The 12,944-nt window shown below is 64.5% G+C and carries 12 protein-coding genes; 4 read left to right on the top strand and 8 right to left on the bottom strand.

Translation table 11 applies throughout. The features are described 5' to 3' along the window. Positions 1 to 20 precede the first annotated feature (20 nt). Both clpA and clpS read right to left on the bottom strand, forming a co-directional pair. On the bottom strand, positions 21 to 2,435 hold the full coding sequence (gene clpA, locus OWC48_RS16565) for an ATP-dependent Clp protease ATP-binding subunit ClpA (RefSeq protein WP_014494656.1): 2,415 nt from the start codon (positions 2,433 to 2,435) through the stop codon (positions 21 to 23). Positions 2,436 to 2,726: 291 nt separating this feature from the next. Further along, a complete protein-coding gene (clpS, locus tag OWC48_RS16570; protein ID WP_014494655.1) occupies positions 2,727 to 3,059 on the bottom strand; it encodes an ATP-dependent Clp protease adapter ClpS in 333 nt (110 codons plus the stop codon). Positions 3,060 to 3,570: 511 nt separating this feature from the next. Between clpS and OWC48_RS16575 the strand changes: the two genes are divergently transcribed. Then, positions 3,571 to 3,768, top strand: coding sequence for a hypothetical protein (locus OWC48_RS16575; protein ID WP_282520957.1), 198 nt, complete (start codon positions 3,571 to 3,573; stop codon positions 3,766 to 3,768). Positions 3,769 to 3,914: 146 nt separating this feature from the next. On the opposite strand, the gene OWC48_RS16580 is transcribed toward OWC48_RS16575, so the two are convergent. Then, entirely contained in the window at positions 3,915 to 4,253 is a 339-nt protein-coding gene (locus OWC48_RS16580) for a phasin family protein (RefSeq protein ID WP_014494653.1), read from the bottom strand. Between the two features lie 388 nt (positions 4,254 to 4,641). On the opposite strand from OWC48_RS16580, the gene OWC48_RS16585 reads away from it, so the two are divergent. After that, a complete protein-coding gene (locus OWC48_RS16585) occupies positions 4,642 to 6,492 on the top strand; it encodes a D-alanyl-D-alanine carboxypeptidase (protein WP_282520958.1) in 1,851 nt (616 codons plus the stop codon). A gap of 217 nt (positions 6,493 to 6,709) precedes the next feature. On the opposite strand, the gene OWC48_RS16590 is transcribed toward OWC48_RS16585, so the two are convergent. The 4 genes from OWC48_RS16590 to OWC48_RS16605 form a co-directional block, all read right to left on the bottom strand. After that, positions 6,710 to 7,435, bottom strand: a complete 726-nt coding sequence (locus OWC48_RS16590) for a DnaJ domain-containing protein (RefSeq protein ID WP_282520959.1) — start codon at positions 7,433 to 7,435, stop codon at positions 6,710 to 6,712. 59 nt (positions 7,436 to 7,494) lie between these two features. Next, positions 7,495 to 8,238: a VWA domain-containing protein gene (locus tag OWC48_RS16595; protein WP_282520960.1), complete on the bottom strand. Its 744-nt coding sequence runs from the start codon at positions 8,236 to 8,238 to the stop codon at positions 7,495 to 7,497. A gap of 159 nt (positions 8,239 to 8,397) precedes the next feature. Beyond that, on the bottom strand, positions 8,398 to 9,258 hold the full coding sequence (locus OWC48_RS16600) for an alpha/beta fold hydrolase (RefSeq protein ID WP_282520961.1): 861 nt from the start codon (positions 9,256 to 9,258) through the stop codon (positions 8,398 to 8,400). A gap of 341 nt (positions 9,259 to 9,599) precedes the next feature. Continuing rightward, positions 9,600 to 10,523 carry a division plane positioning ATPase MipZ gene (locus OWC48_RS16605; protein ID WP_014494648.1) on the bottom strand — a complete coding sequence of 308 codons (924 nt, stop codon included), beginning with the start codon at positions 10,521 to 10,523 and terminating at the stop codon, positions 9,600 to 9,602. 283 nt (positions 10,524 to 10,806) lie between these two features. On the opposite strand from OWC48_RS16605, the gene panC reads away from it, so the two are divergent. Beyond that, the gene (gene panC / locus OWC48_RS16610; protein WP_282520962.1) at positions 10,807 to 11,658 is read left to right on the top strand and encodes a pantoate--beta-alanine ligase; all 852 of its coding nucleotides are present in this window, start codon (positions 10,807 to 10,809) and stop codon (positions 11,656 to 11,658) included. Between the two features lie 76 nt (positions 11,659 to 11,734). Continuing rightward, on the top strand, positions 11,735 to 12,484 hold the full coding sequence (locus OWC48_RS16615; protein WP_282520963.1) for a hypothetical protein: 750 nt from the start codon (positions 11,735 to 11,737) through the stop codon (positions 12,482 to 12,484). An 8-nt stretch (positions 12,485 to 12,492) separates the two neighbouring features. Here the strand turns inward: OWC48_RS16615 and OWC48_RS16620 are convergent, their stop codons facing one another. Further along, positions 12,493 to 12,933 carry a DUF1489 family protein gene (locus OWC48_RS16620; protein ID WP_282520964.1) on the bottom strand — a complete coding sequence of 147 codons (441 nt, stop codon included), beginning with the start codon at positions 12,931 to 12,933 and terminating at the stop codon, positions 12,493 to 12,495. Positions 12,934 to 12,944: the final 11 nt, after the last annotated feature.

A 12,944-nucleotide genomic window follows, 5' to 3' on the forward strand; every position in this document is an offset into this window, starting at 1 on the left:
TCATTTGATATCGCTCGCAATCAAGCCTTGACCAGCGGGCCCTTCGAGGTCGGCCCCTTCGAGCCGCCGGAGCCGCCACCGCCCGGCTTGGACTTGCCCGGCGGACGCTTGCGGGCGCCGGGCAGCTTCTCCTGCTTCGGCGTGATCGGACCGTCGAGGAACTCGAACCCGATCTTGTCCTTGGTCTCGTCGGCCTCGTCCTTGACCAGGACGACGCGGACGTGACCGCCACCCTTGAGCTTGCCGAACAGCACCTCGTCGGCCAGCGGCTTCTTGATGTGCTCCTGGATGACGCGGGCCATGGGCCGTGCGCCCATCTGCTCGTCGTAGCCGTGCTGGACCAGCCAGGTCTTGGCGGGCTCGGACAGTTCGATGGTGACGTCGCGATCGCCGAGCTGAGCCTCGAGCTGAAGCACGAACTTCTCAACGACCGTACCGATCACCTCGACGCTGAGATGGCCGAACGAGACGATGGCATCGAGACGGTTGCGGAATTCCGGCGCGAACTGCCGGTTGATCGCCTCGTGGTCGTCGCCTTCCCGCTTCGAGCGCGTGAAGCCGAACGCCTGCTTGGCGAGATCCGAAGCACCCGCGTTCGTGGTCATGATCAGGATCACGTTGCGGAAGTTGACCTGCTTGCCGTTATGGTCGGTGAGCCGGCCGTGATCCATGATCTGGAGCAGCACGTTGTAGAGGTCGGGATGCGCCTTCTCGATTTCGTCGAGCAGAACCACGCAATGCGGATGCTGATCGACGCCGTCAGTGAGCAGGCCGCCCTGATCGAAGCCGACATAGCCGGGAGGCGCGCCGATCAGGCGCGACACGGTGTGCCGCTCCATGTACTCGGACATGTCGAAGCGCAACAGCTCGACGCCAAGCGATGCGGCGAGTTGCTTCGCCACCTCGGTCTTGCCGACGCCGGTCGGACCCGAGAACAAATAGCAGCCGATCGGCTTCTCCGGCTCGCGCAAGCCGGCACGCGCCAGCTTAATCGATGCGGCGAGCGACTCGATCGCCTTGTCCTGACCGAACACGGTGCGCTTCAGGGTCTGCTCGAGATGCTTGAGCACCTCGGCATCGTCCTTCGACACGCTCTTCGGCGGGATCCGCGCCATCGACGCGATCGTGGTCTCGATCTCCTTGATGCCGATGGTCTTCTTGCGCTTGTTCTCGGCCACCAGCATCTGCGCCGCACCTGACTCGTCGATCACGTCGATCGCCTTGTCGGGCAGCTTGCGGTCGTGGATGTAGCGCGAGGAGAGCTGCACCGCGGCCTCGATCGCCTCGTTGGTGTACTTCAGCCGATGGTAATCCTCGAAGTAAGGCTTGAGACCCTTGAGGATCGCGATCGCGTCCTCGACCGTCGGCTCGTTGATGTCGATCTTCTGGAAGCGCCGCACCAGCGCGCGGTCCTTCTCGAAGTGCTGGCGGTATTCCTTATAGGTGGTCGAGCCCATGCAGCGGATCGTGCCCGAGGCAAGCGCCGGCTTGAGCAGGTTCGACGCATCCATCGCGCCGCCCGACGTCGCGCCCGCACCGATCACGGTGTGGATCTCGTCGATGAACAGGATGGCGTTGGGATGCGCCTCGAGCTCCTTCAGCACCTGCTTCAGGCGCTCCTCGAAGTCGCCGCGATAGCGCGTGCCCGCGAGCAGCGTGCCCATGTCGAGCGAGAACACGGTCGCAGCCGCAAGAACCTCCGGCACCTCGCTGTCGACGATGCGCTTGGCGAGGCCCTCCGCGATCGCGGTCTTGCCGACACCGGCTTCGCCCACGAACAGCGGATTGTTCTTCTGCCGGCGGCACAGCACCTGGATCGCGCGGTTGATCTCGGAGTTGCGTCCGATCACCGGATCGATCTTGCCGTCGCGCGCCTTCTTGTTGAGGTTGACGCAATAGGTCTCGAGCGCCTCGCCCTTCTTCTTGGCGTCCTCGGTACCCTTTGCTTCGGTCTCCTCGTCGACGCCGCGCACCGGCCGCGCCTCGGAGACGCCCGGCCGCTTGGCGATACCATGGCTGATGTAGTTGACGGCGTCATAGCGCGTCATGTCCTGCTCCTGCAGGAAATACGCAGCATGGCTCTCGCGCTCGGCGAAGATCGCGATCAGCACGTTGGCGCCGGTCACCTCTTCGCGGCCGGACGACTGCACGTGGATCACCGCGCGCTGGATCACGCGCTGGAAACCGGCGGTCGGCTTGGCGTCGTCGGCGCCATCCGTCACCAGATTCTCGAATTCGGTCTCAAGATAATTGACGAGGCTCGTACGGAGCTTGTCGAGATCGACGCTACAGGCGCGCATGACGGCGGCTGCATCGGAGTCGTCAATCAGGGAGAGCAAAAGATGCTCGAGCGTCGCGTATTGGTGATGACGCTCGTTTGCGATCGCCAGTGCACGATGCAGGGATTGTTCAAGGCTTTGGGAAAAAGTCGGCATTCGCGTCCTCTATGGCCCCCACCATCATGATCGCCATCGCCCGGTCAGGCAACAACAACCTTTGTCACATATAGTTATACAAGATCGCGGCGAAAGACCGGTTCCGCGACTCAAATGGGCATTACGCGCCCACGGCATGCTCGATGCAAAACCCGTTCCGATTTGGGCAGAACTACCCATTTGGGCAGGATTGACGCCGCTGATTTTCGCGGGATCACGCAGCAGGATGTGCTGCCGTCACATACCGCGCGACCAGAACCGATCTAAATAACTCTGGATTTGAACGCGCAGTTATTTCTTTTCCATCACGCATTGCAGCGGATGCTGGTGCTTGCGGGCGAAGTCCATCACCTGCGTCACCTTGGTCTCGGCGATCTCGTAGGTGAATACGCCGCACTCGCCGATGCCGTGATGATGGACATGCAGCATGATCTTGGTCGCGGCCTCGATGTCCTTCTGGAAGAACTTCTCCAGCACATGGACGACGAATTCCATCGGCGTGTAGTCGTCGTTCAGGATCAGCACACGATACAGGTTCGGCCGTTTGGTCTTCGGCTTGACCTTGGTGATGACAGACGTATTCGGCCCCGTCGGTCCGCCCGAACGGTTCTCGTCATTGCTCATACGAGGAGCGTGGGCAGCGGCTTGCGCGGACAGGTCTAGTCTGAAAGTCAGGTGCGGCATGGCTCAGGCGTTCAAATTCCCCACGGAAGCGAGTGACGGTCAGCCGCGCGGCCCCTCCCTTCGGAGCTTTGCACGGGCGCGCCGCCTTGTTGGATCGTCGCTTCCAACCGGTCCGGTCAAGCCCGGCTCGATTGTAGGGAATATGGGCCCGCCCCCGGCTCGCCGCAAGCGTGCAACGGCCTGGCCGATATGGTCGAGGCAATCCCGATTCCCGGTCCGGCGATCCTAACCAAGGTTAGTCAATCCGGACCGATTTGACAAAAGTTTCGGCCGTCACCGTTTAGAACATCTTGACCAGGAACCCGGCCGTTAAGCGGCAGCGGCGATTTCGCGGGACACCTCCGGTTTTCTACGGACCAATCGAGCTGCCGTTCAATCGCGTGGCGCCAGGTGCGTATGCGCGTTGCCATGCTGCTCGACAACGCCGGCTCTGAGGGCCCAGGACGGCAAGATGTCGGCGATGCAGACGGCCGCGAAGAACCTGGTCGGTGAGCTCAGTGGCCTCGTGCTCGTCGTCGGCGGTCTCGATGCGCAGAACCGCTGGTGGTACAGCAATGCCTCGCAGATCGACACGCAGCGGAAGAAGCTGCGCGGCGACGCCAAGGCGGCGAGCATTGCGCGAGCGGCATCGACACGTTCGGTCCGGTGATGTCGGCGAGTGAGACCGTGTGGGGTTGACGTCGGTACGTCGCTGTCGAAGCCGCGCGCGGCGCGCTGAAGCGGATCTCTGTCGCGACAACAAAAAAGCCCGGCTGAACCAGCCGGGCTTTTCGATTCCAGGAGTTCCAGAGGACGTTAGTTGGCAGCCGGGGTGAACTTCGAAACGATGGTCTCGACCGGCTTGAACGCCTGCTTGGCGAGGTCGCTGTAAAGGCCGGCAATCTTCTGCGATTCCGCAACGAAGGTCTCGTAGCTGGACCGGGCGAAGTCGGTCTGCGCTTCCACGGCCTTGTCCAGCGACTTCACGCCGGAAAGCTTCTCGACGAAGGACTTGGTGTCTTCGAACGACTTCTTGGTGTAGTCGCCATACGCGCTGGCGATCGCCTGGAGGCCATGCTGCATCGAGGTCGCGGAAGCAACGCACTGCTCGAACTGCTCTTTCCCGTAGCTCTGAAAGTCTTCAACCTTGAACATTTCGGAATCCTTTTCCCTGGCTTTCGTCCGGAAGCCCCGGCTCCCTGACTCCGCCTAAAAATAGTGCAACGCACAAAAAAGTCAACAATATTGTGCGACGCACAAAACTAGATGTAAATCGCTGAGATTCCCGGGGTTTCCCGCAAGGGTTCCTTAAGCTTTTAGAAACCGCGGACCCCTACCCTGATTCCCTGGACGTGTTCAGCTTCCGTGAATGGTCAAAAGCCGTTCGAGAACATCACCTTAGCCAGAACAGCGGCTCAAGCCCAACGTTTCCCGCAGCGAACACCAGCGGAGAGACAGCCTGAGCAGGTAATGATCCCGGGTCGAGTGGGCACAATTTCGCCTCACGGGCCGGTGATCAAGTCAGAAACGGGGACGGGGTTTCATGCTTCGTAAAAACTTGTCTTCCTCGCGCTTGGCGCGGGTTGGCGTTTTCGGGCTTCTTACGGTCACCGCCGTAGTCATCTTCACCGATGCTGCCGAGGCACGGCGTCACCGGCGCCATTACGCGCACCACCGGGTGCAGCGCGATGTGTCCGACAGTTCCAGCCCGAAATTCGCATCGATCATCGTCGACGGCAATTCCGGCTCCGTACTCCAGGCAACGAGCCCAGACGGAATCCGCCACCCCGCCTCGCTCACCAAGATCATGACGCTCTATCTGCTGTTCGAGCGCCTCGAGTCCGGCAGGATGAAGCTCGACACCGAGATGCCGGTGTCGCAGCACGCCGCCGATCAGGATCCGACCAAGCTGAACCTGCGTGCCGGCCAGACCATCCGCGTCGAGGACGCGATCAAGGGTCTCGTCACCCGCTCCGCCAACGACGCCGCCGTGGTCATAGCCGAAGCCATCGCCGGCGACGAGGACGACTTCGCCACCATGATGACGCGCAAGGCCCGCTCGCTCGGCATGTCCAGGACGGTCTACCGCAACGCCAACGGCCTCCCCAACGACGAGCAGGTCACGACCGCACGCGACCAGGCCACGCTCGGCCGTGCCATCCAGGAGCGCTTCCCGCGCTACTACCGTTATTTCGCGACCTCGACGTTCAATTGGCGCGGACAGTCGATCCGCAACCATAACCACCTGCTCGGCAGCGTCGAGGGCGTGGACGGCATCAAGACCGGCTACACCCGCGCCTCCGGCTTCAACCTCGTGACCTCGATGCGTCGCGGCAACCGCCACCTGATCGGCGTGGTGCTCGGCGGCCGCAGCGGCGGCTCGCGCGACGCCACCATGCGTAACCTGCTCGCAGAGAACCTCGAGAAGGGCGCGACCACCCACACCGTCGTCGCCGTCACCGAGCGCAACGGCGCAGACGCCAATACCGATGTCGCCGATGCATCGGAGACCCCGGCCCGCCCCGCTCCGCAGGTCCAACAGGCGGCGGCCACCCCTGCCCCCGAAACGGCCCCGCAGCGTCTTGCCTCGCGCTTGTCGGCGCTGGCGGCCGCGACCGCCGCGATGCCGCCGGCTCAAGCCAGGCCGGACACCAGCAAGCCTGAGGTTCGGCCAACTGAATCCAGGATCGAGCCCGCGCCGCTCACCAATGGCGTGATCTCGAGCCAGCCGCTCTCCATCATCCCCGGCTCGTCCGAGCCGATGAAGCCGGTCCGGGTCAAGACGGTTCAGGTCAAGGCCGGCACCGTGAAGGTCGCCTCCGCCGCGCCGGCTCAGGTCGCACCGCAGGTCACGAGCACGATTGCAGCCCGCTCCGACGTCGCGGAGACTTCCGGCGCCGTCGTCGCCCGCGCCGATCTCATCAACAAGCCCGAGATGGCGAGCCAGCCGGAAGCGCCGAGGGCCGAGCTCACCCGCACCGAGATGCCCCGTCAGCCGGCGGGCTTCGGCACCGGCAATGGCATCCTCGGCGTGCTGCCGGCCGCACCGGCCGCCGCGCCCACTCCGGCTGCTGCGAAGCTCGCTTCGGCCGATCCTGTGCCGCAGCCGATCCAGATGAGCGCCACCACCAAGCCGGTCGCCACCCATAGCGGCTGGATCGTCCAGGTCGGCGCACTCGAGAGCGAGAACGAAGCCCAGCAGCGCATCGACGCCGCGCGCAGCTCGGCCCGCGGCCTGCTCAGCAAGGCCGACCCGTTCACCGAGCCGGTCCTCGCCAAGGACAATCGCAAGCTTTACCGGGCCCGTTTCGCCGGGCTCGAGCGGGACCAGGCCGAAGCCGTCTGCCGCGCCCTGAAGCGCGCCGACATCTCCTGCATCACCGTCCGCAACTGATCTGTCGTACCACTCCAATCAAAATGCCCGCGCCTTGCGCGGGCATTTTTGTTTGGGGATGCGGCGATGCCAGTTCCGCGACAACCTCTCGTCAAGGATTTACGGTTAAAACTTTACTCAAGGGATCGACCACGCCGACAAAGGCGGGCATCGGGGCGACGGCAGACAGAGCAAGTAGAGTCTACGCGGTACGGGCGTTTGTAGCGTAGTGCCGGAGTTAGCCGTTATGCGTGCGAAGCAGAGTATCCTTGGCCTCGTTCACACGGGCAGCGAGATACGTCGAGCCCCCCTGGTCGGGATGGAGTTTCTTCATCAGGGACTTGTGCGCCCGGCTGATGTCGTCGCGCCCCGCGCCCGGCTGCAGGCCAAGGATCTGATAGGCTTCCTCCGCCGTCATTTTGCCGCTCGGCGCCGTGCGGCGCTGCCGCCCTGCCGCATCGCCTTGCGCGTTCTGACGCCAAGCGGGAAACCGGCGGTCCAGATAGCTTTCAAGTAGCGCCACGCTCTCGGCGTCGAACGCCGGAGCCATCGCCAGCAGGCCAGCGAGATCGAACTCGTTGAGATCGCGCCCGGCGTGAGGGCCGGCGACGATCTGGCCGGCGAGCTGACCCGAATCGTGGTCGAGCCGCATGTCCAGGAATTGCGAACGTACGCGCGAGGCCTGTCCGGACGGCCGCGTTGCGCCACCGCCGAACAGCCCGCCGATATTGCCGAAGCCGGCATTCGCCAGCGGCGTCCAGCCCAGGAGCCCGGCGCCGAAAATCCCGAGCGGGATCGCCACCGCCAGCTCGCCCCGCAGGCCCGTGAACGCTGCGACCGCGAGCGCCACCACGCCACCACCGAACTTGATGGTGCGCGCCAGCACCGCCGGATTGGCGGAGCGGAACATCTGGAGCAGCAGATAAAGCGTGATAACGGCGACGGCGCCGGCGATCAGGGTCATGGCCGGAATATAGTCGCCCTCACGGCAAAATGCATGGCGTCCGTCTCCGGCGCGGGCCGCTACTTCATCTGCCCGATCAGCTTGGCCGCACCGCTCGCATTCTTGGCCAGTTTCAACAGCGCCTCGCGGCCGCCGGCCGCATAAGCTGCTGCAGCGCGCAGCAGTTCGCGGAGCTGCGCCGCCGCGCCGGGATCGAATCGGCACCAGGCCCCGCCGGTCAGCCGCGCGATCTCGCGAAAGGCCTGCTCGGCCACGGCGTCGGCGCCTTCCTGAAACACGAACACGGGGACCTTGAGCATGCCGAGCTCGCCGGCCTTGGCGCAGAGCTCGTCGACCTTCTCCTCCATGGCATCGCCGACGAAGACGACCGCACGCACGCCCGATGCGACCGCCTCGCGCCGCACGTCGCTCAGCACCTTGCCGATCTGGGTGTCGCCGCCGCGACAGTCGATCTTGCTCATCAACGTCGCGAGCTTGGCGCTGTCGGAAATCCAGCCCGTGGCACGACACTCGTTCAAGCCGCGATAGTAGACGAGCCGGATGTCGAGGCTGCCGATCGCTGCGGCCTCGCGGAACATGTCCGCCTGGAGCGCGCAGGCCATGTCCCAGGTCGGCTGCCGGCTCATCGTCGCATCCAGCGCGAAAATCAGTCGCCCCTTCGCGCCGGGGGCGTGCGGCGACAGCGCCCGCGCCTTGGCGACGAACGCGGCGATGTCCTCCGCGGTGCTGGCTTGAGGCAGCGTGCCGCCGGTTTGGCTCGAGACGGCATCACGGCCACGCGGTTTGACGGGTTCGCCGGGCATCCCTGCTCGCTTCTTGCGTGAGCGGCTAATGTGGATAGCGCCTGCGGCCCGGTCAATGTGCAAAGCCTCCGCGAGCGGATGCCGGCGGAGGCTTTGCAGGTCGTGCAGACGATCGGAGCGGTGTCGGTGTCCGCTGGTGTCGGTCTCAGCAGGTCGGTGTCAACTCTTGGCAGGCGCCATCAGAGCAACCGGACCGGGCTCCAGGATATTGGGCGGGGCCGAGCGCGTATCGACAGGCGCCACGCCGCTGTCGGTATCGGTCAGGAACTTGTCGAGCATGCCCTGGATCGAGTTCTTGGCCGCATCCGGACCGGTGTCGCGCATGTCGTTGTGCTGGAATTCAGTCTTCACGACCTGGATGCCGGCCTTCTCGCATTCCTCGTCGGTCGGGATGACACCGGCGTCGGTCTTGAACTGCGGATCCTGCGAACGGAACGACAGGATCTTGAACTTGCCGGCAGTGACGAAGGGCACGCGCAGATTGTCGAGCGTGACGACCTTCTTGACCTCATCCGGATACTGCTTGGCGAAATACATCGTGATGTCGCCGCCCATGGAGTGGCCGACCATCGTCACCCTGTCGTAATCGGCGTTGGGCTGAACCTTCTTCATCTCCTGCATGGCGAGATGGATGTTGGCAACGCCGCGCAGGATCTGCGGCAGCCGGCCGACATAGAGCTCGCCGGGCTTGGTCACCATGGGAGGATCGGTCGGCAAATCATGCTGCGGGCTTACGACCATGTAGCCGCGCGCCGCGAAGATGTTGGCGAGGAAGCCGTACTCGGTATTCTTGACGGTGTTGCCGTGATTGATCACTGCAACCGGCAGCGTGATCATGCCGGCATCGGCCTGCATTTCCTTGTCGCGGCGGACCGCGATATCGACAGGCACGGGACGGTTGTCGCGCGAGGCGTCGTAGAAGGTGATGGTCTCGTGCCTGATCGCCCACTTGCTCGCCGTGACATAGGCGACGCCGCAGAGGGCACTAACCGAAACCAGAACGGCAATTCCACGCTTCATTTTCGTCCTCAGCCTCAGGCTCTTGCGGCCTGAATCCCTGTTGAAAATCGTGTTCTTCCGGGGCTCTTCGGCCCCTGGTCGCCTATTCCCTAATATATGTCACAGCCGCGTGACAGGAAGCTTAAATATTGTGAACCTTCAGCCCTTTCATTGTGCGGCGCACGCGTTTCTTGGGCATCCCGTTCTCAGGCGGCTATGTCAGGTGCAGCCACCATCCTATGCAACCGGTCCCGATTTGGTGCAATTTCACGGTAAATACTGGGTGAAACGGCCAAGCCCGCACTCAGTTCCGGCGGGAACCGGCAGCTTCAATCGGCTGGAAGTAGCGATATACCGCCGCCTCAGGCGCCGAGGATGTCGTGGACCTCGAGCGGCTTGTCGACCTGGCTGAACCACTCGGCGCGATTTGCCGCACGGCGGCGGCCGCGTTCGTCGAGCGGCAGCTTGAGCTGACGGAGCAGGCCCGTCACCTCTTCCCGCGCGGTGAGATGGCCAAGGTTGGGCCGCATGCCGAGCGTTGCCTCGTCGATCTCGTCGAGCGCGGTCAGGCCGCGCGGAAAAAATTCGCGATAGACGACGCGCTCGGCGAAGCCGTCGACGTAGCGGAAGCCGAGCCGTAGCGACAAATCCTTGAGGCCCTCGGCGACGAGCTGCTTGTTGCGGGAGCCGAGCATCGACAGGCGGTTGCGCACGACGATCCAATCGGTGCTGGAGCCGTCGAGCTGGCGCCGCTTGCGCCTGACATCCCGCACCATCTCGGCATAGTGGCTCTCGCCCGTCACTGCGTAGTTGGCGGGATCGACGGTGCCGAGCACGTCGAAGTCGAGGAAGCTGTCGTTGATCGGCGTGACCAGCGTGTCGGCCATCGAGTGCGCCAAGCGCATCAGATAGCTGTCGGTGCCCGGCGTATCGATGACGATGAAGTCGAAATTGCTCTCGACCGCCGAGACCGCCTCCATGAACTGCAGGAACTCGGAATTCTCGTTCTCGGCGATCTGCATGGTCTCGCCGAGCTTGATGCAGCGATGCACCGGCAGCTCGAGGCCGAGGCCGGTGCGGCGCGCCCAGGCGGAACGGTTGCCGATGTAGCGGGTAAAGCTCTGCTGACGGCAGTCGAGGTCGATGGTGGCGACGCGCTGGCCGGCCTTCAGCAGCGCGACCGCGATGTGCAGGGCGGTGGTCGACTTGCCGGAGCCGCCTTTTTCGTTGCCGAGCACGACAACATGCGCCGAGCCGGATTGGCCTTGGCTAGCCTGCACAAGCATAGTGATCCTCAACACCCCTAATGAATATCTTCGAGTTGGCCGCGTCTGCGGTCAAGTGAAATGCGTGACAGTAAATGCAAATCGCACGCGCCGTTGTTCGACATGAATCACGGCGCCATCCCTCGCCTGTGATTCAGCCCACGATGTCGCGACATCATGCGCGGCCTCGCGCGGGATGCTGTGCCGCATCCGAATGCATGGCGTCCACGATCGACCCTTGTTAAGGTTAGCCGGCCGGGCGCCGGGACGCGCCCGCCTCCCATTCCCAACCTGTCGAGTCCTGATGTCACGAAGCCCCTTGATCGCCCGCACGGTCCCCGCCTTGCGACGCGCCGTCGACAATCTTCGCAAGCGAAAGGCCACGATCGCGCTGGTCCCGACCATGGGGGCCCTCCATGACGGGCATGTGTCGCTGGTGCGCCTCGCCAAGCGGCGCGCGAGTCGCGTCGTGGTGTCGATCTTCGTCAACCCGACCCAGTTCGCCCCGACCGAGGACTTTGGTGCCTATCCGCGCACCTGGAAGTCCGATCTCGCCAAGCTCGCCGCCGAGGACGTCGACATCGTCTGGCACCCCGGCGCCGAGGCGATGTATCCGGGCGGCTTTGCGACCCGCATCGTGCCGGAGGGGCCGGCGCTGGCCGGCCTGGAGGACCGCTTCAGGCCGCACTTCTTCGGCGGCGTCGCCACCGTCGTCGGCAAGTTGTTCACGCAGTGCCGGCCGGATGTCGCGATCTTCGGCGAGAAGGATTTTCAGCAGTTGCGGGTGGTGACGCAGATGGCGCGCGACCTCGACCTCGGCGTCAAGGTGACCGGCTCCCGCACCGTGCGCGAGCGTGATGGGCTCGCGATGTCTTCGCGCAACGTCTATCTCTCGCCGGAGGAGCGGCAGACCGCGACCACGCTTTACCGCGCCATGAAGGACAGCGCCGGGCGCATCCGCGCCGGCGAAGCGATCGCATCCGAGATGGCGCGCGGCGCCGGGATGATCACGGCGGCCGGCTTTGCGCTCGACTATTTCGAGGCGCGCCATGCCGAGACGCTCGCGCCGGTCACCTCGCGCAAGGACGGCCCGTTGCGGATCCTGGTGGCGGCCAAGCTCGGCACGACCCGGCTGATCGACAATATCGCGGTGTAACCGCCAGGGTCGATCTTGCGCGTTCCCTCGCCCGGATGGATGATCGGCGCGAGGGAACGGGCCGGCTGGCAGGGGCATGTCATTCATCCGCACGATGATCGTGAACGGCGTGCTGGCGCTTGTCGCCGCGACTGCCGCCCAGGCGCAACAGCGCCCGCCGGTCGGCCTGTACGGGTCGCCGCCGGATGCGATGATCTTCTACGTCGCCCATGGCCCCGCCGGGGCCTGCGGACCGGGCTGCTCCGACTGGATCGCCGCCGAGGGCACGGTGCAATGGGACAGCTACAAGCGGCGGATCGCGATTCTCGATCGCCAGGCGGGACACAAGCTGCCGCTCGTCATCCATAGCTGGGGCAGCTCCAACCTCAATGTTGCAGTCAGCATGGGCCGCATCCTGCGCGACCGCGGCCTGGATGCCACCGCCGGCGCGACCGAGGTCGAGGCCTGCGCCGGCAAGCCGGAAGCCGATTGTTTTGCGCTGAAGCGCCCGGGCGGGCCGCTCGGTGCCAAGGTGTCCTTGCCGGATCCGGCATGCGATTTCGCGTGCGTCCTCATGCTCGCGGGCGGGGTGCATCGCAGCCTCCCGCAGGGGGCGACGGTGGTGCTGACCGGCCGCTCCATCCGCAATCGCCGCGCGCCCAACGTGGCGCCCGAACAGCGCGAGAGCCTGACGGCGATCTTTGGCGAGCAGTATCGCAAGTACCTGCTCGAGATGGGCGTCGAGCCCGAACTGGTCGACATCATCGACGCCATCGGGGAAGGCGGGCGTCCGGTCGTGATGCCGCCCTCCGACTGGGCGCGGCTGCACATCGTCACGTCGCCATGAGCGCCGCGTCAGAGCAGTCCGAGATCGCGCAGCTCGCGCCGCATCGGCTCCGGCATCGCCGCGATCGAGCCGGCGGCCGACTTGCCGAGATCGGGCGGCACGGAATCATCGCTGAGATAGCGCCAGCCCTGGAACGGCCGCATCGGCCGCGGCGATACCGAGATCAGCTTCGGCTGCATCACGATCCGGCAACGGCCGATGCCGTCCTTGTCGCGGAACGGCTCGATGCCGATGATCTTTTCCCGCGCGGCGATCTCGCCCTTGATCACCCAGTAGAGCGATCCGCCCGCCAGGATCTCGGCGTCGCGCTTGGGCACCATGCGGGTGATGTGGATGTGATGTTGCGGCAGACCTTTCTTCTTGGCGGTCTGCATCCGTTCGGCGATCCATCCCTTCAATTCCTTGACGGAGTCGCAGCCGACGGCGAGCTTGATCAGATGTAGCGGCATGCCCCAGCATT

Source organism: Bradyrhizobium sp. Arg816 (assembly GCF_029989365.1).
Taxonomy (GTDB): domain Bacteria; phylum Pseudomonadota; class Alphaproteobacteria; order Rhizobiales; family Xanthobacteraceae; genus Bradyrhizobium.